The organism is Tahibacter sp., assembly GCF_035481375.1.
Lineage (GTDB): Bacteria > Pseudomonadota > Gammaproteobacteria > Xanthomonadales > Rhodanobacteraceae > Tahibacter.
On the sequence record NZ_DATIGT010000118.1, the window covers coordinates 11,399 to 37,546 of the forward strand.

Consider the following 26,148-nt stretch of genomic DNA (forward strand, 5'->3'; position numbering starts at 1 on the left):
TATTTGTAGTGCGACTTGGACGCAAAAGCGCCGAGACTTACGACAAGCAACCCGAGGGCTAGAGCAATTCGCATACGGTCCCCCAGCTCTACAGTGGCGTACCGATCGGGACAACCCCGGCTCACCTCAATATGCTCATGCTCGAGTGCTTTGGCGTCAAGTGATGCTGATAGTCGTCCACGGAGACAGATAGCCGCGTGAGAGGTGTCGCCCTCCGGAGACAGTCTCTGTCGCGGCATCGTCATCGCGCAGCGTTTCTACGAGCACGTCGACCGCGATGCAAAGACCTCGCGCCAATGCAGGCAATCCTCGATGATCGTGAGCGGCCCTACTTTGAACACAATGCGGCAGCGTAGCTGAGAGAATCGCTGGTCACGAGCCACATGGGGTTGACAGCGCACTGCTGCTAACTTGAATGGGGGCAACGTGACCTACTCGTACTTTCCAATTGTCCGTCTGATGCGTGGCGAACGTACGGCTTTGACGCACCTTTCCGTACAGGGAAAGGCAGATGTGAAGCCGATCTTCGTAATCGGCCACGACAAATACCGAGCAAAGGCAGCCACGAGCAGCCAGCCCGCGATCGCGGCAGCGAATGTCATTGCAAGCCAGCTCCAGGCAGCCTGGGGAGTAAACGAGTTCTATCTCAACGCATCGCTAATTCCAGATGGCCAGCATGCTCATCCGTTGGCCGACGTCGCGCTTGCTTGCCGCCAGATCGGGCTAGCGATGATCCCAGTATTGCCGTTTGCTGCCACCAACGCCTACGCACAAGCCTGCCTCGCTGCGGCACAGACCGATCGTCGGGGAATCATGCTTTCTGTCGATGTGCCGACTTTCGCTAGCGCGGCGCAATGGATCGGAAACTTCAACCATCCAATCGCGGCGACCGATCTCTTGCTCGATCTGGGCGACAACATAGGCAACTTCTCTGCACTTGGACCTCCCGCTGTCCAGATGCTTCACCAACTCCATGGTGCAGGTTCGTGGCGCGCTGTCGCGATCGCCGGGACCTCGATCCCCGAGAATTTCTCAGGCTACGGTGCGGGAATTCACCTGCTGCCTCGGGCGGAGCTAGGTTTCTGGCACAACGCAATCCAGTCGGGGTTGCCCTACCGGCTCGACTTTTCAGACTACACCACGGTATCGACGGCGCCCGCGCCGCCAGGAATCAGTTGGGGATTCCCGATAAACGCAAAATACACACTGCCTTCGGATTTCCTGGTGTGCCGAGGAGTTGGAACAACAGGGCCTGGAGCGGTTGATATGGACGTACAACTGTTGGCGCATGCGCAAGCAATTCGGAGCTACCCGGGACGCACGGCGCTAGCTCACTGTTGGGCGGATTCCCGGATAGATCAAATCGCTGCAGGCACAACTGGAACTGGAAACCTTGAAAATTGGGTTGCGCTCGCTGTGAATAGGCACATTGAGATTACGCGCCACGTCATTCCTTGAGTGAGCGGGGCGAGTTTTCAGGATTGCGCGAACGTGTGCGCGAAGTTCCTCAAATGGAATTTCGCGCGACAATCGAACGTGAATATCCCGAATTCTTCTTGCATGCCAGCCTTTCGCCAACTGGTAATGCGTCAGGACCGTAAGCGCTTCTGGCTTGCTAAGCAGCTCCGCCACAACGTATGGGTCACGGTCTGGGTTCAGTCCCGCCGTGCGAAGCGCTGTGATCGAAACGCTGCCGTCAACGACAGCTGCTTGCTCGATTCCCCACCAAGCCGGTACTAGATTCACAGCTTCCTTCGTATGGCGAGAACCAGCAACGATCGAAACTCGATCGAACACCTTTCCGTAGTACTCGATCTGGCGAGGCAATCGTAGAAGAGTGTCACGATCGCTTTTCAACTCGTAGCCACACAGTTCGCCGTTTACGACGGCAATGTCGATGCGCACAGTGCCGGCCCATACGCCCATTTCCTCAATGACGCGCGCGTCCGGGTCCGAGCCGTGCTCGGTCCGCAACTTTGCCAGCATAGCGCTGCGTACATCTCGGTCCCGCATCATTCATTCTCAACTAATCGTCACAAGTTACTGTACTACGGCGCTTTTTCCTCGACAACCGTAACCGTTGGCTCGAACCGCTCATCGCTTGCAACAATCACGTCATCAACAAGAAGCACAACCCTCGATAGCCCAACTTCACCCGAGGTGGCCTTAGACACCTTTGCGGTGACAATTTGAGGGCGCCTGCCAGGATTAGTCGTAGCTGGAAATTGGATTGAAGCTCCTGCCCAGTCTTGGCCATGGACTCCGAGAGCGCCGAACTTCATAAACCGGAACCCGAGAAACGAAAAATCGCAGCAACCGCGAGCAGCAGTGCTACCGCGCGGACAAACCCCTTCAGGGGCAATCTTTTCGGCGCCGGCCGGGACGGCTGTCCCACTACTTCAAGGCGAAAATTTTTAAGGGTATCGAAATCGGAACGCGCGTCAGAACTATCAGTTCGTGGGTTCCCAGATGGGATATTGGCGAGCGCATCACCTTCATGATTAACCGGGCCTTGGTGAAATCTCTGGACCTCTGAATCTACGGGTTCATTTAAAAACTTTTGTACTTTGCTCGGATCGGCTACATCGCTACACGCAGGGCAACCGTAGGCGCCCAATATGCGCGCGAGCAGCCGGCGACGATGAAACAAAGACAGGACTCATGACCTCTCTACCACTTCGAGCAAGTCGGCGTCGTAGCGGTAATGGACGATTTCGCCATTGATCAGAAGCTGCGCGGCGAGCTCCATCGAATCGAGCGGCGCGATGAACCACTCACGCGGTGTGTGTGGCTTGCCGAGCGAGTCTGTCACCGTCAAATCGAGGCACGCTGTTCCGAAGAAGGTGTGGAGCAATGCCTCGAACTTCTGCGGGTTGAGGTTGTAGCACTCAAACACCGACACGATCTTGACCGGCGCCATCAAATAGGTTGGCTCCTGCCTCGCGTTTTTAATCCGGTCCTCGACGGGCGTCGTCGAGAAGCCGATCTTGTAGAGGTTCTGGATGGCCCTGATCTCGGGGACCTCGCTGATGGAGCGCAGGATGTAGACATAGCCCGAATGCTTGTCCTCGGGCTTGATCAATTCCAACTCCTCCAACGCCTTGTCATGGCTGTCCAGGATACGCCGCCCCGCCGGATCCTTGTAGAGCTCGCGGGCGAGCGAGCGCAGGAGGATGTTCGACTCAGTCCCGTTCTCGAAGATGCAGCGCAAGCGAGCATTGGTCTTCTTGTTTCTCAGCTCCTTCTCGCCGATCTCTGCCACATAGGCCATCACCCCATGGACGATGAAAAAGTGGCCCACTGAAATCTGCTGCTCGCCCGTGAATGGCCGCGACTCGCGGATGCCTGCAGCAAGCTCGGCGTGGCACTGCTTGAACAAAGGCTCGAATTGATCGAAGTCATCACATGGCGTGCGCTGGGCGATCTTGTCGGGCCGGTTGATCTCGGCCGGGACATGCTTCAAAGTGAAGATGCTATCCTCTACGCCTTCGAGCAGGCCCATGTCGTCATCGGCCACGGCGTCTTCTAGCGACTCGACTGGCTTGCCGAGTAGGCCCAGAGCATCGACTGGCCGCAGCGAATCCGACTTGACCTTGCTGGCTCGGATTCCCGCGAGGCGGCTGTTCAATTTGAACTCGCGCATGTTCGCGGGGTCCGCCCTGGGCTCGCGCCCTTCGACCCGGACGAACTCCTCGATCTCCTTGAAAGATTCGAGGATGCGCTGATCTACAGTCAATGCCCCAGCCCCCAGCGGCTTGACTTTCAAAAGCCCAAGATCGTCATCTTCGACTAGCTTGCGAAGTTCCTCGGGGGTCATACGCCCTGCTGCCTTCGCTGGTTGCGCAGGTAGATCAATGCTTCGCCCATGCGGGCTTCGATGGCATCGATCGATTGATGGCTGGGCGGCCTCCCGTTGACGCGCGTGAAGTCCTTGATCTTGGGCCACAGCAACACGGCCTCCTCCGGGCTCATCGCCATCCGCGTGACCTCGATAGCCTCTTGGATCGTCTTGAGCACGCTGGCCGTCACGGACTTGGAGAGGATTTCGAAGGCTGCTTGGAACGGATTGACCTGGTCGATCAGGTCGATGTGCAGGTCGTCGATGTTGACGAACTTACCGGCCATCTTAATGAAACGCTGGTCGCCGTCCTCCTTGAACTCTCCGCTCTTCAAGACGGAATCGGCCACCACGTTCTGCCGAAGCGTTTCGAGCTCGTCATCGGAGAGGTCCGGGTAGCGAATCTTGATGAGCTTCGGGATCAACACCTTGTTGATCACCTCCGGATCGATGTTGCCGGGGATTGCCTTGAGCATGGCGTCGTCCTGCAAGATCATCGCCTTGAGGTCGTTCAAATCCGATTCGACGATGCCTTTGAGCCTCTGTGTGTCGGGCTCCTTGAAGCCGGCAATCTTGATCTCTCCGGGACCGGCCTTGTCGTCATCGTCGAGCTTGGTCTTGAACTTGAAATTGGGTGCGAGGACCTGCTCCATCAGCAGCGAGCAAGTGATGGCCTTGAGCATATTGTTGACGGCGACCTTCACCAAGTCGTCATTGGCATCCGGTTGGGCGATCAGGTTAGTGAACTGGGCGTGCGACTTGTTCTCGCTGTCGCGGGTGCAGCGCCCGATGATCTGAATGATCTCGGTCAGCGATCCGCGATAGCCCACCGTCAATGAATGCTCGCAGAAGCGCCAGTCGAAGCCCTCCTTGGCCATGCCCAACGCGATGATCAGGTCGAGGTCGTCCGCCCGGCGCACCTGCCTGAGGAAGTTCACCACGCGGTCGCGCTCGACGACGGCGTCTTGGACAAGGTCGGCGATCCTGATCAGCTTACCGTCGCCGTGACGCCTAACCGTGATGACTCCCGTGGCAGGGTCTTGGCCTTGGACGACGCCGATGCCGTCCAAGATGGCATCGACCTCCTCATGCTTTCGCTTGGTCGATTCGCCGGACTGCACGCTGGGAATGTGCAGGATCGTCTTCTTGTCGGTGTCAAGGACCTCGGCGACGGCCGACAGGTAGCGCCCTTTGTAGAAGTGATATCCGATGCCGAGCGACTTCAACCAAGTGTAGCCGTTGAGCTGCTCGTAGTAGTTGTAAGTCACCTTCGCGAACCTGGCCTCGTCGTCCGGCAGCAGCACCGGAACGCTGTCGCCTCGGAAGTAAGAGCCCGTCATCGCCACGATGTGCGCGGAGGACTTGTGCATGACATTGCGCAGCATCACACCAAGCTTGTTCTCCGCGTCGGCCGAGACGTGATGAAACTCATCGATTGCCAGCAGACATTCGTTGAACAGCTCCTCCTCGATCGCCTCGAACGCGAAGCGGAGGGTCGCATGCGTGCAGACGAGGACTTCGCCAGGGCCGTTCATGAAGTCCGTGAACGCCTTGACCTTGCCTTGATCGCCGCCAGGCGAACACAGGTTGTACTGCGGCTCCACGACCCAATCGGCGAAAAAGCCTTCGCTTGCCAACGGGGTCGAAGCGAACGACGAGGCGATGGAGCGTTCCGGCACGGCGATGATGGCCTTGCGCAAGCCTTGGTTGCGCAGCTTGTCGAGCGCCAAATACATCAAGGCTCGGCTCTTGCCTGAGGCAGGCGGAGCCTTGAGCAGCAGGTATTGGTGGTCGCGCGACTCGAATGCGCGCTCCTGCATCTCACGCATTCCAAGCTCGTTGACTTTCGTGCTCTGGCCGGTCTGCCCGTAGGTGACTTCAATCAAGTTAGGCATCCGCCGCCTCCGATGTCTTCTCATACAGAGCCAGCAGCAGCTCCAAGCGATCCTCATCCGAGGTGAACGGCCGGGACCGGAAAATCCTATCTACCGCTTCGTCCAAGGCGACGTGCGCGGCTTTTAGATCCGGTGGCATCGTGTCTGGGTCGTAGAGCTCTTCGATAGTCATATGCGAATGCTGCTCACGCCGATCAAGCACTCGAAGAGCGGCTACTTCAATCGCCTTCTTCTGAATGGACGTGCGTCTAGGCAGAGGAAATGAGTTGTAGCAAATCTCGGCCGAATATCGCAGCCGCGATTCAAGCTGCCCACCAATCGATCGCACCCAAACTCCATGAATTCGAGACGACAGGATGCCGAACAACATTGGAGACGCTTCGTAGATGGCAAATGCCGCATCGGAGATCACAACGCCGGCATCCAAATACCCGATAGGGATGTATTCGCGGCGCTCCGAACTTGTCTTCGGGACAAGGATGGACGGCCTATCCTCATGGCAGCGCTGAGCGAATTTGTGCGGGATCTTTGCGTATTCATTGGTAGTCTTCGCACTTGAGTTCTCGCGGAATGTCCTGATCGCATCGATTCGCCTCCGAATAGGGGGAATTGAATTCGCCAAGGCGAGTTGCTCGTCCTCAATCCACAAGCACCATCGCGGCTTGCTCGTCACGAATTCGTCGGTCCCTAGCAGTCGCTTGAGCAGCACTTCCGCTTGTGGATACGCACGGACGATCTCATCGCGAGCATCCTCATGCATGATCAAATCTTTGCCGCGAGCCATGTTGCCAAGCTTCATCTTGGGCATGTCCGATGAAATCTCGGAGGTTCGAGCGACACACGTGTCGCTGCCCGCAGTTAGGTATGGACTGATGTTCGCTACTGTAGCGCGGGTGTCGGCATTGAAGATGAACTTCGGAGCCTTCAAGACGCGCCTGACACCGACGACCACGCAGGAGACGCCCGCGTTCTTCTTCGCCCTGTTGCTCCATTTGAATGGCTGGTGGGCGAACTCGATCTCTAATCCATGGGCCAAAACTCGCGGCCAGATGTAGGCGACCTGTTCGCCCTGGCAGACAGAGCTCGTCGTCACGAAGGCGAACTTGGCCGAGGTCCCTTTGATGTAGTCCGCCGCTTTGAGAATCCACGCGGCTACGTAGTCGGAATCCTTGTAATCTGGGTGTCCGTCGAAAACAACGCAGAGGTCTTGCTTCTGATCCTCGTCCTGATTGCGGGCGCCGAGGTATGGCGGATTGCCAATCAGAAAGATCGACTTTTGTGCGTCGTGCGGGCACACCGTCGCCCATTTCACTTGGGCCGCGTTGTCGCAGATGATGTTGCCGCTGGGCTTCAATGGCAAAGGTGGCGCGCATCGGCCGAAGCGGGCTAAGAAGACCTTATTCATCTGATGCTCGGCCAGCCACATGGAAAGCAAGGCGACCTCATGCGCGAAGTCATCGAGCTCGATGCCATAGAACTGAGCGAGCTGGATCGCGGACAGACCGAAGTCCTCTTGTCCCGTCAGCTCCTGAAGCTGCGCGAGCACCTCCATTTCTAGCTTTCGAAGCTCCTTGTAGGCAATGATCAAGAAGTTTCCCGATCCGCAAGCGGGATCAAAGACGCGGATGGATGGCAGGCGCTGGAGCAGGTCGCGTAGGCGCTTTTCGCTGCGTCGGCTTCCTTCCAACTCCACCTTTAGATCATAGAGGAGCAGCGGGTCGATCACCTTCATGATGTTCTGCACCGACGTGTAGTGCATGCCCATGCTGCTTCGTTGTTCGACATCTATCACCGCTTGGATCATGGAGCCGAAGATGTCGGGATTGATCTCGCTCCAATTGAGGTCGAAGCCGCACTTGATCAGGAGGTCGCGCGACCTGGCGGAGAACCTCGGGACCGGGCGCTCCTCGGCGAAGAGGCCGCCATTGACATAGGGAAACTCTTTTAGATACGGGGAAACCTCATCGCGATCCTTGGTGTTGAGCACCAAAAACAGAGCTTTGAGATACTCCTCCAAGTCGGAGCCATCCTTAGACGTGTGTTCTTCGACGCTGCGGCAAAACAGCTTGCTGGGGAAGATATCCGTGTCTTCAGCGAAGAAGCAGAACAGCAACCGAGAGAGGAAGACGTTGAGGTTGTGGATAGACTCCGCATTAGGCGGGTTTGCCGGATCGTAGTTGTCCTCGGCAATGAGGTCGTAGAGCTTCGCCATCTTCTCGGCAGCCTTGACATCGGCCGGGCTGTCGGAGGCATGCTGCGACTTCTCCATTCCGGCCCATGGCAGGAAGAATGTGAAGTGCTTAGGCAGCTCGATGTAGGAGATGTCGATCTGTTCGCCGAGCTTGGTGTCCAACGCCACGACGCGGTCGAAGTCTGTCGAGACGATGAAGCGAGGCTTGTGCTTCAAGATGGCCGGCAAGCTCTGGTATTCCTCGACGGCGGCCGCCGCGGAGCCGGGCTGGGCGCGGATGTAGCAAACGACGCCCTTCCAGAGCACAACACCCGGCTGTTTCTTCGCCAGGTTGTAGCTCATGGCACCGGTGGCGGCCAAACGAGTGATCGATGTCTTCGGCTTGCCATAGGCAAGTAAGAGATCGAATATAAAGTTCTCCGACGTGGACGTGAGCAGCACCTGCTTCACGCCTTGCTCGATCAGCGTAATGTTCATCCCCGTTCCATTTCGTTCTTATCGTGGCTCATCACTGCGGCACCAGCTCCGCTTGGATCTCCTTGCCATCAGCGCGTAGATTGCACAGCGATGAATAGTCCATCGCACGCACCAAGCACTCTCGCAACCAGAATGGCTGTCCCGATTCGTTCTAACCACAGTCCGTCCACAGTCGCTCCATAGCCGCAGCCAGCGGGGTCGCTTCAATGATTCAGCTCGTGGCGTCGATTCTGCACCAAGTTCCGCAAGGAGATAAGTTTACCGGCTGCGGTTCGTGGCCCCGTGCTAAGCCCGCCGTGCCATTTGCACCGCTTCCTCCCCGGAATCTTAGAGGCGTTGCACGGACCTCCATTGCGAGTTCGGGCTCCGCATCGTGGCATCCACAATCTACTAGCCATTTTTCCTCCGAAGTCATTCGCGCGTGAGGGAGGTATCCATTGGAGCCCGAAGAGCAAGTCTTGGAAGCGGACACACGCGCAAGTACTGGTAGATTGTAAGAAGGTGTTCGACTTCCGTATCGGGACTTCCGAGAGATTGAGCGGCTTTCGATTCGAGATCCGTATCGGTGGAGGGATTGCAGGACACTGCACACTACGGAAATCGTATCGAAGCTATTCGAATTCCGTTGCGGCCTCTCGTTTTCGACGCGGACGCTTGAACTTTGGTTTCGCCACTCGCCATTCGTTGGCTGCAGACGAGGGCCCGACATCCAGCTTCCCACCGCACTCGTCGATTTCTATCCATCCGAGCGCATACGGATTTGGAGCCGGAAAGAACCCTTGTCGCGTCAGTGTCAGGAAGCCGTAGTGGCGGAGTTCTCGTATCGCCCACGTTACTGTCTCGGGAGAGTTCCACCCTCGCTTTCGGAGAACTCCCAGCGCAGCAGTGAGATCACCATTGTTTCGACCGTTGTATTGCCTCGCGAGGTCCAAAAGCAGCTTAATTGCCGTTCCACTGCAGTTCCGCCAGTTCGCCGAATCTTGCACGACGTGCAGCAATCGCGTGAACGTGTAACCTTCACGTCGCCCCCGCACTTTTTGGAAGTTTCTGCGCTGACTCACGCGGCACCATCCGACGTAAGGCACCGCCCAAGCAATTCGTCAGCGAGAGCGATCGCGTCGCAAGCGACGATCAACTCCGGAGGCGGGTCTATGACGAGCGCAGCCGCCTCCTCAACAAGCTCGACTGCAACCGAAACCGTTGCGCGAAGTAGCCGACATGCCTGAGTCCGCGTACAGTTCGGTTCAAGAAGTATGAGTTCAAGTTTCTCTGCAATGCCGGCCCGCCAGCCGGCATTGCTCTTTTCAGAGGCCGTCATTTTCCACCCTCCGGTGCGCGCGTGTTTACAAGCGCGAGGATGTCTTCCGCTCTCCAAGCTGTAATGCGTCTGCCGAGCGTACGCGTCGGCTTCGGGAAGCGTCCACTACGCACTCCGTCCCACCAAGTCGTCTTAGAAACCGGAATGATTGCCGGTTGGCCGGATTTGGCGTCGCCGATGATCTGCGCGAGGCGGAGATAGCCGACTGTCGGAACAACTTTCATTTGAACGACTCCTTGTGCGCCATCAAAGTGCGCCAAGGTTCGTCTTCGTACGCTTCGAGAGCGACCCAGCTTGAGTTGATCTCAGCTTGTATTGCTTTTCTCACCGTCTTGCGTGCCGTCCAAAATGTCTTGTGCGGCCCACTCTTCAGCGAACTCCGCGTACTTTCGGAATTCGTTGTAGGCGTCGCGAACCTTCGATTCGCTCACCATCGGGGCTACAGCAACTTGACCGATTGCCGAATTGACGCCGCTTGAAAGCGGATAAGTCTTGCGGAGCTTCTGAACGGCAAACGCCAGCGCGACATTGCGAGCCTCAACGCCGCGCCCACGCTCCTTGCCATGCGGCAGTATCAGGCCCAAACGCTGCGTTGCTTCGTCTGGACATGCCGCGGCGCCGGAAATCGCATCAAATAGGAAGCGGCGAGCTTCAAAACTTAACGAATCTCCGTCGCGAAGCTTGCATGCAAGAGATATCAGAAGGCCACGCGCCGCATCTGGATTTGAACGCGCGCGCGCCTGCTTAGTCGCGAGGCGCTCTTCGAGCGAATACTCGCAAATCGCTGCCTCCCAAGCGGCCTGTCCGAGCGGCGTCAAAGAGTTTTCCCGGAGAGTGAGCATGCGAGTTCTTCGACGCTGATGCTCAGCAATCGAGATCGCAAGCCAGGCCTCCTCGTCCAGCGGCGGAATACCTGAGGTTTGGTCTTTGCTCAAGAGTGCCTCGCCAATCCGGACAGCCGAAGCGAGTCTAGATAGTCAGCCCATTGCTGCATCATCTTCCGGCGTTCCGGCAGATGAGCGGTCCGGTTGTACGCGCGGCCGTTCGCATCCCGCACGGCATGCGCTAATTGGTGTTCGATCCAGTCGATCCGAAACCCTAGGACCTCGTCGAGAATCGTGCGAGCGGTTGCGCGGAAGCCGTGCCCCGTCATTTCCTCGGCCTCGATGCCAAGGCTGCGCATAGCTACAAGTACGCCGTTTTCGGACATAGGACGCTTGCCGCCTCGCGCGGTGGCGAGGACATACCTGCCGCGTCCGGTTAGTTCGTACAGCTCCCGAAGGATCGCAACAGCCTGCGTTGCGAGCGGGACGACATGCCCTGTCTTGGTTTTGCTGGCCGTGAACCGCCACTCGGCGGCTTCCAGATCGACGTTCGCCCATTCCATCGAGCGCAGCTCGCCCGGTCGCACAAACAGCAGCGGGGCGAGCTTGAGTGCGGCACGGACGACGGGGCCACCGGTGTAGCTGTGCAACGCGTTGAGCAGGGCGGGGAGCTTCTTCGGGTCGGTGACGGCTGCGAAGTGTGTTTTTCGGACGGCGGGAAGTGCACCGCGAAGGTCGCCAGCCGGATCGCGCTCCGCTCGCCCTGTCTGTACGGCGTAGCGAAAAACTTGCCCGCACGCCTGCTGCACTCGGTGCGCCGTCGACACAATGCCGCGCGATTCAACGCCTCGCGAAACGGCCAACACCTCGGGGGCAGTAATTGAAGCTATGGGACGCTTGCCGATAGCGGGAAACGCGTACAGCTCAAGCCGGGCGGTCATCTTCGCCAGATGCGAGGCGCCCCACTCTTTCGCCCTGATGGCCAGCCATTCGCGCGCCACAGCCTCGAACGTATTTGCCGCGTCGCTAACGCCAGCAGCGCGCGCCGCCTTGCGTGCCGCGCTGGGGTCCGTCCCGGCAGCAATCAGCTTGCGCGCGTCATCGCGCTTTGCCCGCGCATCCTTGAGCCCCACGTCGGGATAGACGCCCAGCGATAGGCGCTTTTCCTTGCCAACATGGCGGTATTTCAACCGCCACCACCTGCCCCCGCTGGGGGCCACTTCCAGATAGAGGCCGCCACTATCGAATAGTCGATACGGCTTGTCGGCGGGCTTCGCAGCGCGGATTGCGGAGTCGGTAAGCGCCATTGGGGGCAACCGAATAGGCCGGGTGGCCAGATGCCCCAAACCTTGCCCCCAGTTGCCCCCGGCTGTCAACGGACGAGACCGGCCGTCTTCGGACAAGAAGCTGGCCAAAGAGCGCTATTTGCTAAAGTTTTCCGGATTTCGACGGATCGCGCCGGACTACTCTGTGGTGGGCCGTGATGGACTCGAACCATCGACCAACGGATTAAAAGTCCGATGCTCTACCACTGAGCTAACGGCCCACAGGAAGGTGTTGCTGGGCGCTGGCGAGGGCCGGCGCGCGAGGGACGCGAAGTTTAGAGCCTGGACTGGGAGCAGACAAGTCCGCCATTCCGCCGGCCGTCGCAGCTCGAAAGCGGCGCGAAGAAGGGTCCGCTTCAGCGATACCGCGTCGGGTCGGGAAGCCCCGCATCGCGAAAGCCTTCGGCACGCAGGCGGCAGGCATCGCAGTGGGCGCAGGCGCGGCCGCGTTCGTCGGCCTGGTAGCACGACACCGTGGCCGAGAAGTCGACGCCGAGTCGCGTGCCTTCGCGCGCGATCTCGGCCTTGCTCATGCGCATCAGCGGCGCATGGATGCGGATCTGCGCGCCTTCGACGCCGGCCTTCGTCGCGACGTTCGCAAGGTGCTGGAAGCCTTCGATGAATTCGGGGCGACAGTCGGGATAGCCGGAATAGTCGACCGCATTGACGCCGCAGAAGATGTCGCTGGCACCGAGGACTTCCGCCCAGCCCAGCGCGATCGACAGCATGATCGTGTTGCGCGCGGGCACGTAGGTGACCGGAATGCCGGCACCGCCCTGCTCGGGCACGTCGATGTCGGCTGTGAGCGCCGAGCCGCCGATGCTGCGCAGGTCGACGGTCACGGTCTTGTGCGCGGCAGCGCCGAGCATCGCGCAGACGCGATCGGAGGCATCGAGCTCGGACACGTGACGCTGGCCGTAGGCGACGCTGAGCGCGTGGCAGGCGAAGCCCTGCTCGCGCGCGATCGCGAGCACGACCGCGGAATCCATGCCGCCCGAGAGCAGGACGACGGCGGGTTTGCTCATGACTTCATCTCTTCAGTGGCCGGGTTCGTCGCCCCAGAGCAGCTTGTGCAGCTGCAGCTGCATGCGCACCGGAAGACGGTCGGCGAGTATCCATTCGGCGAGTTCGCGCGGTTTCAGGCTGCCGTGCACCGGCGAAAACAGCACCTGGCAGCGCGCGGCGAGCGCGTGCGTCCGCACGGTATCGCGCGCCCAGTCGTAATCGCCGCGGCCGGCGAGGACGAATTTGACCTGGTCGTGTGGCCGCAGGTGATCGAGGTTGCTCCAGCGGTTGCGCTTGAACTCGCCGGAATCGGGGGCTTTCAGGTCGACGACCTTGCGCACGCGCGGATCGACCGCGGCGACGTCGAGCGCGCCGGAGGTCTCCAGCGAGACTTCGTGGCCCGCGTCGCAGAGCCGCGCGAGCAGGATCAGGCAGCGCTTCTGCGACAGCGGCTCGCCGCCGGTCACGCAGACGTGCCGCGCCCCGTAGCCGGCGACTTCGCGAACGATGTCGTCGATGTCGTGCCACTGACCGCCGTGAAACGAATAGGTCGTGTCGCACCAGGTGCAGCGCAGCGGACAGCCGGTCAGACGCACGAACACCGTGGGCCAGCCGACCGCGTCGGCTTCGCCCTGGATCGAATGAAAGATCTCGGTGATGCGGAGCCGCTCGGCACGCGCGTCCACTCGCGGCGTCGACGACGCGGGCGATGGAGTCTGGTTCGGAAGGACGGCTTCAGCCGACATGGCCGCAGCCGCCGGTGTTCGTTGCGAAGGCGCTCAGTGCGCGCCTTCGGATTGCAGGGCGCGCAGACGCCCCTGGGCGAGTCGCGCGACGGTCGTGTCCGGATACTTCTGCACGACGCGCGTCAGCGTGGCCTTGGCCGGTTCCCACTGCTTGAGTTCGTACTGGCAATAGCCAGTCTTGAGCAGTGCATCCGGTGCCTTCTGGCTGTCCGGATAGATCTTCAGCAAGGTCTGGAACGTCTCGAGCGACACGCGGTAGTTCTGCGTGACGTAATACGACTCGCCGAGCCAGTAGTAGGCGTTGGCGGTCAGCTCGCTGTTCGGATAGGCATCGATGAATGCCTGGAAGCGACGCGCGGATTCGGCATAGCGGCCGTCCTTGAGCGCGGCGAATGCTTCGTCGTAGCCGGCCTTTTCGGCAGCCGGGTCGACGCGCAGGCCACCGGCAGCCGGTGGCGGCGTTGCAGCGGCCGTCGCCGGCGCGGCAGCCGGCGTACGCGGTGCGGCGGCGCCGGGCATGCTGCTCGGCGTATCGAGGGACAGCGCCGGGTCGGTCGACGGCGCCGGTGTGTCGCTGCTCGCGCCGTTCGGCGCGCCCAGCTGGATGTCTTCGAGACCGTGGTTCGCCGGAGCAGCGGTGCCCGGGGCACCGGCACCACCGCCGCCTTCGAGGCGGCCGATGCGGGAATCGAGGTCGATGTACTGCTGTTTGCCGCGTTCTTTCTGCTCGTCGAGCTGATGACGCAGTTGTTCGACGAGGCCGTTGAGCTGCTGCACTTCGGTTTGCAGTGCCTGCAACTGATTGACGAGGTCGACGTTGCCTTGACCGGCTTGCGCCTGCGCTTCCAGCGCAGCGACGCGCTCGGCAAGGCTCAGGCGTTCCGCGGCGGCCGGCATGGAAACGGTTGCGGCGGCCAAAGCCGCCGCAACCGTGATGCGGGCACCGAACAGGTTCGAGATCGCGCGCATCGCTTTCCTTGGTGCTTAGTTCTTGGTGTAGACGATTTCGACGCGACGGTTCTTCGACCAGCAGTCTTCGCTGTGATCCTTGCAGGTCGGACGCTCTTCGCCGTACGAGACGACGTTGAGCTGCGTGCCCGGGGCGCCGGCCGAGGACAGCGCGCTCTGCACGGCGTTGCCGCGGCGCTCGCCGAGACCCAGGTTGTACTCACGCGAACCGCGCTCGTCGGCGTTGCCTTCGAGGGTCACGTTGTAGTTCGGGAACTGGCGGATGAACTTGGAGTGGCAGGCGATCTGGGCCTGGAATTCGCTCTTGATCTCGGTGCGGTCCAGATCGAAGTAGATGACGCGCTGACGCAGGCAGCTGTCGGAGTTCAGCGAAGCTTCGGTATAGGCGCCCGTGTCGGAGCTGCCACCGGTCGTGGGCTGCTCGGTCGAGCTGCCACCCGACGACGGCGGCTGCTTGACGGCCTTCTTGGCGCAACCGACAGCGGTGACGCAGAGCAGAGCGGCAATAGCGAGGCGAAGCGAGGTGTTCATGGTGTAGTCCTTAAGGAGGTCAGGTCAGATTACAAAGGCTCAGTAGCTAGCGCCGGTCACCCGGCGTCTTGATTTATCGCTGGCGGAATGGACCCCACGATGGTTCACGCACGTCACCGTCGGCCAAGACCAGGCGCTGGCGAACGCGACCGTCTGCAGACACGGCGTACAGTACCCCGCGCGGTCCGTCGGTCGCGGCGTACAGCAGCATGCTTCCATTCGGTGCGAAGCTCGGCGACTCGTCCACGCTGCCCGGGGAAATGGCACGCATCGACCCCGAACCCGTGCTCCGGTCCAAAACCGCAATACGATACACATTTCCAGTGCCCTGCGCCATAGCGAACAGCTTGCCGTCATAGGACACGGAAGGCCGCGCGTTGTACTCGCCCTGGAACGTCAGGCGGGTGGCGTCGCCGCCGCCGGCCGAGACCTGGTAGAGCTGGGGCTTGCCCGAGCGGTCAGACGTGAACACCAGCGTCTGCCCGTCCGGCATCCACTGCGCCTCGGTATCGATCGAGAAATGATTCGTGACCCGGCGCGTCTCGCGGCTGGCCAGATCCATGATGAAGATGTCCGGGTTGCCGAGGTAGGACAGGGTCAGCGCAAGCTTGCTGCCGTCCGGGGAAAACGCCGGTGCGCCGTTGATACCCTTGCGGTTGGAGATCACCTGGCGCGAGCCGGTCGCGATTTCCTGGAGGTAGATCGCCGAGTCGCCGCGCTCGAACGACACGTAGGCCAGCTTCTTGCCGTCCGGCGACCAGGCCGGCGACAGCAGCGGCTCGCGCGAGCGGACCAGCACCTGCGGGTTGTAGCCGTCCGAGTCGGCGACCATCAGCGCGTAGTTGATGTTCGGGCTGACGCCCGCGGCCGTCACGTACGCGATGCGGGTCCAGAACGCGCCGCGCACGCCGGTGATCTTTTCGTAGATCAGGTCGGCGATCTGGTGACCGACGCCGCGCAGGTCGCTGCGCTGGCCGGTGATCGCGAGGCCGAGCATGCGCTCCTGCTTGGCCACGTCGAACAGTTCGAACTCCACGCGCATCGCGCCGCCCTCGGCGTCGGTCATGCGGCCGACGACGATGTAGGACTGCTTGAGCAGGTTCCAGGTCGGGAACTTGATGTCGCTACCGCGCGACGGGAATTCGACGACATCCTTCTTGTCGAGCGCCTTGAATTTGCCCGAACGCGCGAGGTCCATGCGGACGACGTCGCCGACGTCGGTCTCGCTCGGCGCGCCGGCCGCCTCGAACGCGAACGGCACGACGGTGATCGGCCACGCCGACGCCGTGCCGTCACGGATGACGATGGTCGGCACGTCACTGCTGAGGCCCTGGCCGGGCGTCGGGGCGGAAGTCTGCGCCTGCGCTGCCGTGCCGAGCAGGCAGAGCAGCAGGCTGGCGATGCGGAATACGAAGTTGGCTGGCATATCGTTCCTGCTCTAGTGGCCGCTATGTTTGAAAACGAGATGTATGCGGCGCTGAAAGACTCTTTCAAAACCGGCATACGGTAACGGGGAGGCTTTGCCGACGGCGCGTTCTAACGACTCGCGCGTGGCCGCATCAGCATTGCAATCGCTCCCGAAGCTAGCCTGAACGACGTGGCCGCCATCGCGCTGCACGATGTCCATCGGGCAATGCAGATCGACGGCCGCCGACCGCGGTTGTACCCAGGCGCGCATGATCGCCGCGTGCACGGCCTCGATATAGGCCTCGATCGGCGCGGGCGCCGCGCTCTGACCGCCCGCCGCCGTCGCGAGCAGGAGCCCGGCGAACGCGGCGCTAGCCGTCATAGGTGAACTCGAAGCGGATCTTGCGCTTGAACACCGACTCGTACCCCTTGTATGGCAGCGGCGATGCGCGCTGCGGCGCCTGCTCGAGCGTGGTGCGCGTCGGCGCGTCGGCGTTGCACGGTTCGACCACGACAGCCTGGATCACGTCGCCGCCGATGATCTGCGTGATTTCGAGCGTGCAGCGCACGCCGGGCGGCGTCGACTCAGGACGCAACCAGGCATTCGTCACGGCGCTCTGGATCGCCGCGTAATACTCGGCTTCGAGGCTCGTGTCGGTGCCTTCCTGCCCGCTCTTGGCCTCATCCGCGATCATCGCCGCGAGACGCTCGGCCTCGGCCTTCTTGTCGAGTTCGCGCTGCTTCTGGTCGCGCAACTGCTTGGCTTTTTCTTCCTCTAGCTTTTTTTTCTTCTCGGCCTCGGCCGCCTGTCTTTCGGCAAGCTCGATCTGTTCTTTCTTCCGCAGCTCCTCCTGCAGCCTGGCGTCTTCCTCGGCCTTCTGCTGGGTGATCTTGTCGGTGATCTTTTCCTGGTCCTTCCTGTCTTCCTTGGGCTTCTCGGGCGCGGGCTCGTCGGCCTTCGGCTTGACTTCTTCAGGCTTGGGCTCGGGCTGCTTGACCGGCTTGACCGGTTTCTTGACGTTCTTCGGGGCCGGCGCCTGCGCCGGACCGACGAGCGTCGCCTCGATGATCGGCCCCGGAATCGCGACCGCGACGGTGCTGCGCGTCCACCAGAGGCTCACGCTGACGAGCGCGAGCACCAGCAGGTGCACCGCGATCGAATAGAGCCAGGGTCGCAGGGAGTTGTCGTCGCCGGCCATGACTGCGGATCAGTTGGCCTTGTCCTGCGGCGGCTGGCCCATGAGGCCGACCTTGGGCACGCCGGCGGACTGCAGCAGCGCCATCGCGTCGTAGATCTTGCTGTATTCGGCCTTGCCGTCGCCGGCGACGTAGACGGGCTGCTTCGGGTTGTTGCGCACGAATGCCGCGATCTTCGTCTTCAGCACGTCGGCCGTGACTTCCTCGCTCTTGGCTTCGGGCAGCGTCAGGAACAGCTTGCCGGCCTTGTCGACGGTCACGACGACAGGATCCTTGTCGACGTTGAGGCTCTTCGCGATCTCCGATTCCGGCAGATCGATGTCCACGCCGAGATTGAGCAGCGGTGCCGTCACCATGAAGATGATGAGCAGCACGAGCATGACGTCGATATACGGCACGACGTTGATGTCGGCCTTGAGTTTTTTGCGTTTGCGGCGGTGATGAGTTTGCATCGGCGGCTCCAACGGTCGGGGAGAGAACGCGGGGTCGCGCGGCTCAATCCTCGACGTGCGCCTGACGTTGCAGGATCGACGAGAACTCTTCGGTGAACGTGTCGAAGCGCGTCGCGACGCGCTCGACCTTGTTCGAGTAGCGGTTGTAGGCCCAGGACGCGGGAATCGCGGCGATCAGGCCCATGGCGGTGGCAACCAGCGCCTCGGAGATGCCCGGGGCGACGCTCGCGATGGTGGCTTCCTTGACGTTGGCCAGGCCCTGGAACGAAATCATGATGCCGTAGACGGTGCCGAGCAGGCCGACGTAGGGGCTGATCGAACCGACGTTGGCGAGAAATTCGAGGTTGCCTTCGAGCCGGTCGATCTCGCGCGTCTGCGCGACACGCATCGCGCGCTGGGCGCCTTCGAGCAGGGTGCGCGGATCGACACCGCGGCGCTGGCGCAACCGCGCGAACTCGCGGAAACCGGCCTCGAAGATGCTCTCGATGCCGCTGATCTGGTCGCCGCGGCCGGTGACTTCGCGGAACAGCGCGGCGAGATCGGCGCCGGACCAGAAGCGCTCCTCGAACTCGTTCGCGCTGCCGAGCGCCGTCTTCAGCATGGTGTGCTTGCGGAAGATGATCATCCACGACACGAACGAGAACGCCAGCAGCACGAGCATCACGAACTTGACGAACAGGCTCGCGTGCAGCACGAGCTGCCACAGATTCAGGTCACCAGCGTTCATGCCTTGGCAATCTCCACAAACAGGTCGTCGGGAATGGGACGTGGACGGAAACCGGCGGCGTCGACACAGGCCGCCCGCACCCGCGCCTCGGACAACAACCGACCGTCGGCGGTGCGCAGGATCTGCTGCTGGAACACCAGACTCGCCGGGCGCCGCTCCGTCAATACCACGGTAACGTCCAGCACGTCGTCGAGCCGCGCCGGCTTCACGAAGCCGATCGCGATGTCGCGCACGACGAAGACGACGTTATTGTCGTTGCGCAGCCGCTCCTGCTCAATACCGAGATGGCGCAGGTATTCGCTGCGCGCGCGCTCGAGGAAACGCAGATAGCTCGCGTGATAGACGACGCCGCCCGCATCGGTGTCTTCCCAGTAAACCCGGATCGACCAGCGGAACGGAGCATCGACCATCGGATCTTCCTTGTCGGGGACGGACATTTGCGGCGCACGCAGCGACGCGGCGAGCATAGCGGCGCAGGGCTGAACGCGCTTGCACCCGACGGGTCCGGACCTGCGCCGGGCTCGGCGACGCGAACAGCGCCGGAACCGGCGATTTTCAGAGAGTGCCTCAACCGGGATCGAACAGGTCCGGCGGCGGTTCGGAACGTCGCGGCGGCTTCAGTCCGAGATGATGGTAGGCCCGCGTGGTCACCATGCGACCGCGCGCCGTGCGCACGAGGAAGCCCTGCTGGATCAGATAGGGCTCCAGCACGTCCTCGATCGTGCCGCGCTCCTCCGACAATGCCGCCGCCAGCGACTCGACGCCGACCGGCCCGCCGTCGAAGCTTTCCATGATGGTCGAGAGCAGCCGGCGGTCGAGCGCGTCGAAGCCTTCCGGATCGACCTTGAGCATCTCCATGGCCGCCTTCGCCACCTCGAGCGTGATCGTGCCGCCGGCGCGGACCTCGGCATAGTCGCGCGCGCGCCGCAGCAGGCGGTTTGCGATGCGCGGCGTGCCGCGCGAACGGCGCGCGATTTCCGCCGCGCCGACCGGATCGCAGGCGATGCCGAGAATGCGCGCCGAGCGCCGCACGATCGCGGCGAGTTCGTCGGCTGTGTAGAACTCCAGGCGCTGCACGATGCCGAAGCGGTCGCGCAGGGGGCTGGTCAGAAGCCCGGCGCGCGTCGTCGCGCCGATCAGCGTGAACGGCGGCAGGTCGAGCTTGATCGAACGCGCGGCCGGGCCCTCGCCGATCATGATGTCGATCTGGAAGTCTTCCATCGCCGGATACAGCACCTCCTCGACGACCGGCGACAGGCGGTGGATCTCGTCGACGAACAGGACGTCGCGCGGCTGCAGGTTGGTCAGCAGCGCGGCGAGGTCGCCGGCGCGTTCGATGACCGGTCCGGAGGTCGTGCGCAGGTTCACGCCGAGCTCGTTGGCGATCACGTGCGACAGCGTCGTCTTGCCGAGTCCGGGCGGGCCGAAGATCAGCACGTGATCGAGCGCCTCGTTGCGACGCTTGGCCGCCTCAATGTAGATGCCGAGCTGTTCGCGCGCGGCCTGCTGGCCGAGGTACTCGGCGAGCCGCTGCGGACGGATCGAGGCTTCGAGCAGTTCGTCCTCGCGCGTGGCCGCGCCCGAGGTGACGCGATCGCTCATATTTCCACCTGTGTACCGAGCTCGATGAGGCGGTTGCCCGGAATCTGGAAGAACGCCGTCGCCGGCAGCGCGTTGCGCTGCATGAAGGCGAACAGCTTGTCGCGCCATTTCGCCATGCCGCGATTGTCCGTCGCGACGATGCTCTCGCGGCTCAGAAAGAACGTCGTGTCCATCATGTCGAACGTGAGACCGACCTTCTCGCACTTGGCCAGCATGTCGGGCACGTCGGGATCTTCGGCAAAACCATATCGCAGCGTGAGCTGGTGGAACTCGTGCCCGAGCGCGACGAGTTCGATGCGTTCTTCGGGTTCCGCGGTCGGCGTTTCCAGCCATTCGACCGTCAGCACGATGTTCTGCTCGTGCAGCACCTTGTTGTGCTTGAGATTGTGCAGCAGCGCGTGCGGCACGGCGTCGGGCTGCGCGGTCAGGAAAACGGCCTGCCCGGGCACGCGCAGCGGCGGATGCTCGGCGATCGATTCGATGAACGGCTTCAGCGCGAGGCCGGCCTGCTTGAGTTCGCGGATCACGAGCTCGCGGCCGCGGCGCCAGGTCGTCATCACGGTGAACACGACGAGACCGAGCACGAGCGGGAACCAGCCGCCGTGTTCGACTTTCTCCAGATTCGCGCCGAGGAAGGCGAGATCGACGACGAGGAACAGTCCGCCGAGCGCGCCGACCTGCCAGCGCTTCCAGCCCCAGATGCGCCGCGCGACGATCATGACGAGCACCGAGTCGATCGTCATCGTGCCGATGACCGCGATGCCGTAGGCCGCGGCGAGATTGGTCGAGCTGTGGAAGCCGATGACGACGGCCACGGTCAGCACGAGCAGCACGCGGTTGAGCCACGGCAGATAGATCTGGCCCATCGTTTCGCGCGAGGTGTGCACGACTTCCATGCGCGGCAGGTAGCCCAGCTGTATCGCCTGGCGCGTGACCGAGAACGCGCCGGAAATGACGGCCTGCGAGGCGATCACCGCGGCCAGCGTCGCGAGCGCGATCATCGGATACAGCAGCACCGGCGGCGCGAGCAGATAGAACGGATTCGCCGCGGCCTGCGGATCTTCGAGCAGCAGTGCGCCCTGCCCCAGGTAGTTCAGCATCAGCGCCGGCAGCACGAACGCGAACCAGGCGCGGCGGATCGGACGCTTGCCGAAATGCCCCATGTCCGCGTACAGCGCCTCGGCACCCGTCAGCGCGAGGATGACCGACGCCAGCGCGAAGAAGCCGAGGCGACCGTTCTCGAGAAAAAACTCGACCGCGTAATACGGATTCAGCGCTTCGAGCACCTGCGGCGCCTGCGCGATCTTGATGATGCCGAGCACGGCCAGCGCGAGAAACCAGATCACCATGATCGGCGCGAACACGCGCGCGACACGTGCGGTGCCGCTGCGCTGCAATGCGAACAACGCGAACAGCACGAGCACCGCGATCGGCACCACGTAGCGGCCCAACGCCGGCGTCGCGACCTTGAGCCCCTCCACCGCGCTGAGCACCGACATCGCCGGCGTGATGACGCTGTCGCCGAAGAACAGCGCCGCGCCGAACAGGCCGAGCACCATGATGACCCAGCGCGCGCGCGCGCTCGAACGGACGCCGCGGTGGGCGAGCGTGGTCAGCGCCATGATGCCGCCCTCGCCCTTGTTGTCGGCCGACATGATGAAGGTCGCGTACTTCAGCGACACCACGACGATCAGCGACCAGAAGATCAGCGACAGCACGCCGAGCACGTTGTCGTGGCTGACCGCGACGCCGTGCGGACCGAACGCCTCTTTCAGCGTGTACAGCGGGCTCGTGCCGATGTCGCCGTAGACGACGCCGATCGCGCCGAGCGCGAGCGCATAGAGGTTTTTGTTGCCCTGATCGTTGCTGCTCATGTCGGCGCGCGTCGGAAAGTGAGGGAGGATCCGCGCTCAGCGCAGTGCGGCGCGCAGCGCTTTGCGGATGATGGCCTCGGCGCTGTCGCCGGACGCCGCGGCATCCTTGACGAGCCGCGTGACTTCGGCCGGTTTGTAGCCGAGCTGCTGCAGCGCGATGCTCGCCTCGGCAACCGGATCCGCCGGCACGGCGCCGGCCACGCTCAGGCCCGGCACGCCGCCGCCGATCGCGTCGACGCGGTCGCGCAGCTCGACGATGATGCGCTCGGCGGTTTTCTTGCCGATGCCCGGAATCCGGGTCAGCGCGGCGACGTCGCCGGTCTGCACGAGGCGCGAGAATTCCTCGACCGAGGCGCCCGACAGGATCGCGAGCGCGATCTTCGCGCCGATGCCGCTGACCTTCTGCACATGGCGAAAAAGGCTGCGCTCGGCCTCGCGCAGAAAACCGTACAGCGCGACCGAATCTTCCTTGACCGCATAGTGCGTGCACAGCGCGACGTCGCGGCCGACCTCGGGCAGGTCGTAGAACGTCGACATCGGCGCTTCGAGTTCGTAACCGACGCCGTTGACGTCGACGAGCAGCCACGGCGGCTGTTTGGACACCAGCACGCCCTTCAATCGACCAATCATCGCCTGCGCCTCCATGCGGTACGCGGAATGCCGATGCGCTGTGTCGTTGCCCGCGTGTGCGCATGCGTCAGTGCGATCGCGAGCGCGTCGGCGGCATCGGCCTGGAGTTTACCCGGCAATTGCAGCAGCACGCCGACCATGTGCTGGATCTGGGTCTTGTCGGCGCCGCCGCCGCCGACGACCGCCTGCTTGATTTCCTTCGGCGCATATTCGGCCACGGCGAGATTGCGCGTGACGACGGCGCAGATCGCCGCGCCGCGCGCCTGGCCGAGCTTCAGCGCCGAATCGGGGTTCTTCGCCATGAACACGCGCTCGATCGCGACCTCGTCGGGACGATGCTCCTCGATGATCGCGCCGAGCGCGTCGAAGATCTGTTTCAGGCGCTGCGCGAAGGTCTCGTTGTCGACGAGGCGTATCGCCGTATGAAAGACGTGACGCGTGTTGCCGGCGCCGTCGGTCTCGATGATGCCGACACCGGTGCGCTGGGATCCCGGATCGATGCCGAGGATGCGCACGGGCGGCAGCGCGGCGGTGCTGGCGCCGTACTGGCGCAGCCCGATCATGACGCGCAGGCCTCGTCGAAACGGCCGCTGCGCAGGAATCGGACGGTCAGGTCGGCGGCTTCGCCCGAGAGGACGAGGCCGGTATGCGAGGTGTTGACTTCGCAGTGGGCGACAGCGCCCGGCCAACGCGTTTCGGCGACAGCGACGGTGCCGTCGTTCGGTCCGTCGAAGGCGCCCATGAGCTGGCCGATACCGAGCGCCTGCGTGCCCGCGATGACGCCGACCTCGACCGGCGACACGTGCTCGGGCAGTCCGCTGCAAAGAACGTCAGTGCTGCAGCCCAGCAGCTTCGGCACGCGACGCGCGACCGTGCTGCCGTTGAGCGGCGAACCGAGGCAGACCACGCGGCCGTCGAGTACGGTCGACAGTCGATGCAGTGCGCGCACGGCGACGAGGCCGCCGAGGCTATGGCCGACCAGATGCACGCGGCGCGGATGCAGCGCGCGGATGCGGCGGCCGAGCCGTTCGAGGCTATGTTCGTCGCGGCCGAACACGCTCGCGTAGTCGAACAGTTCGGTGACGAAGCCCGCTTCGCGCAGGCGCCTGCGCAACAGCAGCAGGCTGAATGCGCGCATCCAGACGCCGTGAATCAGGATGACTGCCTCGTCCTTCATGCCTGAATCCTGCGCGTACACGAGCCGCCGGGGCAAGCCGCGGCGGCGGCCGATCAGCCCTTGACCGGCTTGACGACGCGGACGTGCAGTTCCTGCAACTGCGCCTCGGGAATGCTCGACGGCGCCGAGGTCAGCAGGCACTGCGCGCTCGCCGTCTTCGGGAACGCGATCACGTCGCGGATCGACTCGGTGCCGGCCATCAGCGCGGCGATGCGGTCGATGCCGAACGCGATGCCGCCGTGCGGCGGCGCGCCGTACTTCAGTGCGTCGAGCAGGAAGCCGAACTTGGCCTCGGCTTCTTCCGCGCCGATGCCGAGCAGGTCGAACACCGCGCTCTGCATGTCGGAACGATGGATGCGGATCGAGCCGCCGCCGATCTCGTTGCCGTTGAGCACCATGTCGTAGCCGCGCGACACCGAGTTGACCGCATTCGTGCGCAGGTCGGCGACGTCGTCGATCTTCGGCGCCGTGAACGGATGATGCAGCGCGACGTAGCGCTTCGCGTCGTAGTCGTACTCGAACATCGGGAAGTCGACGACCCAGAGCGGACGCCAGCCGTCGGCGACGCGGCCGAGATCGCGGCCCACCTTCAGGCGCAGCGCGCCGAGGAAATCGCTGACGATCTTGTACGGGCCGGCGCCGAAGAAGATCACGTCGCCGGTCTGCGCGCCGACGGCGGCGAAGATTGCCTTGACCACGTCTTCGCCGAGGAATTTCACGATCGGCGACGTCAGGCCGTCGAGGCCCTTGGCGATGTCGTCGATGCGGATCCAGGCCAGTCCCTTCGCGCCGTATTTCTGTACATAGAGACCGTAGTCGTCGAGCTGCTTGCGCGTGAGCTCGGCACCGCCCGGTACGCGCAGCGCGGCAACGCGGCCGCCCGGATCGCTGGCCGGTCCGGAGAACACCTTGAAGTCGCAGGACCTGACCGCGTCGGCGACGTCGACGAGTTCGAGATCGATGCGCAGGTCGGGCTTGTCGGAACCGTAGCGGCGCATCGCTTCGGCATAGGTCATGCGCGGGAATTCCGCATCGAGATCGACGTCGACGACCTGCTTGAAGATCGTGCGGATCATGCCTTCGACGAAATCCTGCACGTCGCGCTCGCCGACGAAGGCGAACTCCATGTCGAGCTGCGTGAATTCCGGCTGGCGGTCGGCGCGCAGGTCTTCGTCGCGGAAGCAGCGCGCGATCTGGTAGTAGCGGTCCATGCCGGCCATCATGAGCAGCTGCTTGAACAGCTGCGGCGACTGCGGCAGCGCGAAGAATTCGCCGGGATGCACGCGGCTCGGCACGAGGTAGTCGCGCGCGCCTTCGGGCGTGGCCTTCGTGAGAATCGGGGTTTCGATGTCCTGGAAGCCCTTGCCGTCCAGGTAATGGCGCAGCGCCGAGACGAGGCGCGTGCGCATGCGCAGCTTGCGCTGCATGTCGGGGCGGCGGATATCGAGATAGCGGTAGCGCAGGCGCGCGTCCTCGCCGACGTTGTCGTCGAGCATGAACGGCAGCGGCGCTGCGGCGTTGAGCACTTCGAGCGTGTCGACGACGACTTCGATCCGGCCGGTGCGCAGGCGTTCGTTGATCTGGCTCTGCGGACGCGGACGCACCGTGCCGGAAATACGCAGGCAGAATTCGTAGCGCACGCCCTCGGCCAGTTTGAACGCGGCGGCGTTCTCGGGCTCGATCACGGCCTGGACGATGCCCTCGTGATCACGCAGATCGATGAAGATGACGCCGCCATGATCGCGCCGGCTGTCCGCCCATCCGCAGAGGGTGACGGTCTGACCGGTCAGGGCCTCGTCGACGAGACCGCAATAGTGGCTGCGCATTGCTCAAGGCTCCGGAAGCGGGATACCGCCTGATGCAGGCGGAAAGGCCGGAATCCTACGGAGGATTTTGCTGCGCTGCAAACAACGTTGCGGCACGGGCCGCGGTCTTCGGCACGGCGGCCGGCGGCCGGCGGCGC

23 protein-coding genes, 1 tRNA gene and 1 pseudogene are annotated in these 26,148 nt (G+C 62.7%); 1 reads left to right on the forward strand and 24 read right to left on the reverse strand.

Annotated features, from left to right (window positions below; all coding sequences use genetic code 11):
- The first annotated feature begins 426 nt into the window (after positions 1 to 426).
- The gene (locus tag VLF18_RS07560) at positions 427 to 1,458 is read left to right on the forward strand and encodes a beta family protein (protein WP_325279012.1); all 1,032 of its coding nucleotides are present in this window, start codon (positions 427 to 429) and stop codon (positions 1,456 to 1,458) included.
- Positions 1,459 to 1,479: 21 nt separating this feature from the next.
- On the opposite strand, the pseudogene VLF18_RS23150 reads toward VLF18_RS07560, so the two are convergent.
- From VLF18_RS23150 to aspS, 24 genes and pseudogenes are all read right to left on the reverse strand, one after another.
- A pseudogene (locus tag VLF18_RS23150) lies at positions 1,480 to 2,016 on the reverse strand (sce7726 family protein); the annotation flags it as partial.
- Positions 2,017 to 2,659: 643 nt separating this feature from the next.
- Positions 2,660 to 3,817, reverse strand: a complete 1,158-nt coding sequence (locus VLF18_RS07565; protein ID WP_325279013.1) for a GIY-YIG nuclease family protein — start codon at positions 3,815 to 3,817, stop codon at positions 2,660 to 2,662.
- A complete protein-coding gene (locus VLF18_RS07570; RefSeq protein WP_325279014.1) occupies positions 3,814 to 5,733 on the reverse strand; it encodes a DEAD/DEAH box helicase family protein in 1,920 nt (639 codons plus the stop codon). Before VLF18_RS07570 ends, VLF18_RS07565 begins: the two co-directional genes overlap by 4 nt.
- Positions 5,726 to 8,401 (reverse strand): class I SAM-dependent DNA methyltransferase, encoded by a 2,676-nt coding sequence (locus tag VLF18_RS07575; protein WP_325279015.1) that lies wholly within the window; start codon positions 8,399 to 8,401, stop codon positions 5,726 to 5,728. The genes VLF18_RS07570 and VLF18_RS07575 overlap by 8 nt, the downstream gene beginning before the upstream one ends.
- 203 nt (positions 8,402 to 8,604) lie before the next feature.
- Positions 8,605 to 8,799 carry an HGGxSTG domain-containing protein gene (locus VLF18_RS23155; protein ID WP_414717199.1) on the reverse strand — a complete coding sequence of 65 codons (195 nt, stop codon included), beginning with the start codon at positions 8,797 to 8,799 and terminating at the stop codon, positions 8,605 to 8,607.
- A 1,225-nt stretch (positions 8,800 to 10,024) separates the two neighbouring features.
- Positions 10,025 to 10,654 (reverse strand): hypothetical protein, encoded by a 630-nt coding sequence (locus VLF18_RS07580; protein ID WP_325279016.1) that lies wholly within the window; start codon positions 10,652 to 10,654, stop codon positions 10,025 to 10,027.
- Positions 10,651 to 11,850 carry a tyrosine-type recombinase/integrase gene (locus VLF18_RS07585; RefSeq protein WP_325279017.1) on the reverse strand — a complete coding sequence of 400 codons (1,200 nt, stop codon included), beginning with the start codon at positions 11,848 to 11,850 and terminating at the stop codon, positions 10,651 to 10,653. Before VLF18_RS07585 ends, VLF18_RS07580 begins: the two co-directional genes overlap by 4 nt.
- A 164-nt stretch (positions 11,851 to 12,014) precedes the next feature.
- Positions 12,015 to 12,089: transfer RNA gene (locus VLF18_RS07590), tRNA-Lys, on the reverse strand.
- A 135-nt stretch (positions 12,090 to 12,224) separates the two neighbouring features.
- Entirely contained in the window at positions 12,225 to 12,893 is a 669-nt protein-coding gene (gene queC, locus VLF18_RS07595; RefSeq protein WP_325279018.1) for a 7-cyano-7-deazaguanine synthase QueC, read from the reverse strand.
- A gap of 12 nt (positions 12,894 to 12,905) precedes the next feature.
- On the reverse strand, positions 12,906 to 13,619 hold the full coding sequence (queE, locus tag VLF18_RS07600) for a 7-carboxy-7-deazaguanine synthase QueE (protein WP_325279019.1): 714 nt from the start codon (positions 13,617 to 13,619) through the stop codon (positions 12,906 to 12,908).
- 33 nt (positions 13,620 to 13,652) lie between these two features.
- Positions 13,653 to 14,588: a tol-pal system protein YbgF gene (gene ybgF, locus VLF18_RS07605; RefSeq protein WP_325279020.1), complete on the reverse strand. Its 936-nt coding sequence runs from the start codon at positions 14,586 to 14,588 to the stop codon at positions 13,653 to 13,655.
- A gap of 15 nt (positions 14,589 to 14,603) precedes the next feature.
- Positions 14,604 to 15,119 (reverse strand): peptidoglycan-associated lipoprotein Pal, encoded by a 516-nt coding sequence (gene pal / locus VLF18_RS07610; protein ID WP_325279021.1) that lies wholly within the window; start codon positions 15,117 to 15,119, stop codon positions 14,604 to 14,606.
- Positions 15,120 to 15,192: 73 nt separating this feature from the next.
- Positions 15,193 to 16,545 carry a Tol-Pal system beta propeller repeat protein TolB gene (gene tolB, locus VLF18_RS07615; protein WP_325279022.1) on the reverse strand — a complete coding sequence of 451 codons (1,353 nt, stop codon included), beginning with the start codon at positions 16,543 to 16,545 and terminating at the stop codon, positions 15,193 to 15,195.
- Positions 16,546 to 16,557: 12 nt separating this feature from the next.
- The gene (locus VLF18_RS07620; RefSeq protein ID WP_325279023.1) at positions 16,558 to 16,908 is read right to left on the reverse strand and encodes a hypothetical protein; all 351 of its coding nucleotides are present in this window, start codon (positions 16,906 to 16,908) and stop codon (positions 16,558 to 16,560) included.
- Positions 16,898 to 17,725: a cell envelope integrity protein TolA gene (locus VLF18_RS07625; protein WP_325279024.1), complete on the reverse strand. Its 828-nt coding sequence runs from the start codon at positions 17,723 to 17,725 to the stop codon at positions 16,898 to 16,900. Before VLF18_RS07625 ends, VLF18_RS07620 begins: the two co-directional genes overlap by 11 nt.
- A 9-nt stretch (positions 17,726 to 17,734) precedes the next feature.
- Positions 17,735 to 18,175: a protein TolR gene (gene tolR, locus VLF18_RS07630; RefSeq protein ID WP_325279025.1), complete on the reverse strand. Its 441-nt coding sequence runs from the start codon at positions 18,173 to 18,175 to the stop codon at positions 17,735 to 17,737.
- A gap of 43 nt (positions 18,176 to 18,218) precedes the next feature.
- On the reverse strand, positions 18,219 to 18,902 hold the full coding sequence (tolQ, locus tag VLF18_RS07635; RefSeq protein ID WP_325279026.1) for a protein TolQ: 684 nt from the start codon (positions 18,900 to 18,902) through the stop codon (positions 18,219 to 18,221).
- Entirely contained in the window at positions 18,899 to 19,312 is a 414-nt protein-coding gene (gene ybgC, locus VLF18_RS07640; RefSeq protein WP_325279033.1) for a tol-pal system-associated acyl-CoA thioesterase, read from the reverse strand. The genes tolQ and ybgC overlap by 4 nt, the downstream gene beginning before the upstream one ends.
- Before the next feature lie 157 nt (positions 19,313 to 19,469).
- On the reverse strand, positions 19,470 to 20,504 hold the full coding sequence (gene ruvB, locus VLF18_RS07645) for a Holliday junction branch migration DNA helicase RuvB (RefSeq protein WP_325279027.1): 1,035 nt from the start codon (positions 20,502 to 20,504) through the stop codon (positions 19,470 to 19,472).
- Positions 20,501 to 22,378: a potassium transporter Kup gene (locus tag VLF18_RS07650; protein ID WP_325279028.1), complete on the reverse strand. Its 1,878-nt coding sequence runs from the start codon at positions 22,376 to 22,378 to the stop codon at positions 20,501 to 20,503. The genes ruvB and VLF18_RS07650 overlap by 4 nt, the downstream gene beginning before the upstream one ends.
- A gap of 36 nt (positions 22,379 to 22,414) precedes the next feature.
- Positions 22,415 to 23,008: a Holliday junction branch migration protein RuvA gene (gene ruvA, locus VLF18_RS07655; RefSeq protein WP_325279029.1), complete on the reverse strand. Its 594-nt coding sequence runs from the start codon at positions 23,006 to 23,008 to the stop codon at positions 22,415 to 22,417.
- Positions 23,005 to 23,571: a crossover junction endodeoxyribonuclease RuvC gene (gene ruvC, locus VLF18_RS07660; protein ID WP_325279030.1), complete on the reverse strand. Its 567-nt coding sequence runs from the start codon at positions 23,569 to 23,571 to the stop codon at positions 23,005 to 23,007. Before ruvC ends, ruvA begins: the two co-directional genes overlap by 4 nt.
- Complete coding sequence (locus VLF18_RS07665; RefSeq protein ID WP_325279031.1) at positions 23,568 to 24,185, reverse strand: esterase/lipase family protein; 618 nt, start codon at positions 24,183 to 24,185, stop codon at positions 23,568 to 23,570. Before VLF18_RS07665 ends, ruvC begins: the two co-directional genes overlap by 4 nt.
- A 53-nt stretch (positions 24,186 to 24,238) precedes the next feature.
- Positions 24,239 to 26,011, reverse strand: a complete 1,773-nt coding sequence (gene aspS, locus VLF18_RS07670; RefSeq protein ID WP_325279032.1) for an aspartate--tRNA ligase — start codon at positions 26,009 to 26,011, stop codon at positions 24,239 to 24,241.
- Between the last annotated feature and the right edge of the window lie 137 nt (positions 26,012 to 26,148).

Excerpts from the sequence above, each read along its gene's own strand:
- VLF18_RS07565 (WP_325279013.1), bottom strand. The coding sequence starts at position 3,817 with ATGACCCCCGAGGAACTTCGCAAGCTAGTCGAAGATGACGATCTTGGG.
- VLF18_RS07570 (WP_325279014.1), bottom strand. The coding sequence starts at position 5,733 with ATGCCTAACTTGATTGAAGTCACCTACGGGCAGACCGGCCAGAGCACG.
- VLF18_RS07575 (WP_325279015.1), bottom strand. The coding sequence starts at position 8,401 with ATGAACATTACGCTGATCGAGCAAGGCGTGAAGCAGGTGCTGCTCACG.
- VLF18_RS23155 (WP_414717199.1), bottom strand. The coding sequence starts at position 8,799 with ATGGCTAGTAGATTGTGGATGCCACGATGCGGAGCCCGAACTCGCAAT.
- VLF18_RS07585 (WP_325279017.1), bottom strand. The coding sequence starts at position 11,850 with ATGGCGCTTACCGACTCCGCAATCCGCGCTGCGAAGCCCGCCGACAAG.
- queC (WP_325279018.1), bottom strand. The coding sequence starts at position 12,893 with ATGAGCAAACCCGCCGTCGTCCTGCTCTCGGGCGGCATGGATTCCGCG.
- queE (WP_325279019.1), bottom strand. The coding sequence starts at position 13,619 with ATGTCGGCTGAAGCCGTCCTTCCGAACCAGACTCCATCGCCCGCGTCG.
- ybgF (WP_325279020.1), bottom strand. The coding sequence starts at position 14,588 with ATGCGCGCGATCTCGAACCTGTTCGGTGCCCGCATCACGGTTGCGGCG.
- pal (WP_325279021.1), bottom strand. The coding sequence starts at position 15,119 with ATGAACACCTCGCTTCGCCTCGCTATTGCCGCTCTGCTCTGCGTCACC.
- tolB (WP_325279022.1), bottom strand. The coding sequence starts at position 16,545 with ATGCCAGCCAACTTCGTATTCCGCATCGCCAGCCTGCTGCTCTGCCTG.
- VLF18_RS07620 (WP_325279023.1), bottom strand. The coding sequence starts at position 16,908 with ATGACGGCTAGCGCCGCGTTCGCCGGGCTCCTGCTCGCGACGGCGGCG.
- VLF18_RS07625 (WP_325279024.1), bottom strand. The coding sequence starts at position 17,725 with ATGGCCGGCGACGACAACTCCCTGCGACCCTGGCTCTATTCGATCGCG.
- tolR (WP_325279025.1), bottom strand. The coding sequence starts at position 18,175 with ATGCAAACTCATCACCGCCGCAAACGCAAAAAACTCAAGGCCGACATC.
- tolQ (WP_325279026.1), bottom strand. The coding sequence starts at position 18,902 with ATGAACGCTGGTGACCTGAATCTGTGGCAGCTCGTGCTGCACGCGAGC.
- ybgC (WP_325279033.1), bottom strand. The coding sequence starts at position 19,312 with ATGGTCGATGCTCCGTTCCGCTGGTCGATCCGGGTTTACTGGGAAGAC.
- ruvB (WP_325279027.1), bottom strand. The coding sequence starts at position 20,504 with ATGAGCGATCGCGTCACCTCGGGCGCGGCCACGCGCGAGGACGAACTG.
- VLF18_RS07650 (WP_325279028.1), bottom strand. The coding sequence starts at position 22,378 with ATGAGCAGCAACGATCAGGGCAACAAAAACCTCTATGCGCTCGCGCTC.
- ruvA (WP_325279029.1), bottom strand. The coding sequence starts at position 23,008 with ATGATTGGTCGATTGAAGGGCGTGCTGGTGTCCAAACAGCCGCCGTGG.
- ruvC (WP_325279030.1), bottom strand. The coding sequence starts at position 23,571 with ATGATCGGGCTGCGCCAGTACGGCGCCAGCACCGCCGCGCTGCCGCCC.
- VLF18_RS07665 (WP_325279031.1), bottom strand. The coding sequence starts at position 24,185 with ATGAAGGACGAGGCAGTCATCCTGATTCACGGCGTCTGGATGCGCGCA.
- aspS (WP_325279032.1), bottom strand. The coding sequence starts at position 26,011 with ATGCGCAGCCACTATTGCGGTCTCGTCGACGAGGCCCTGACCGGTCAG.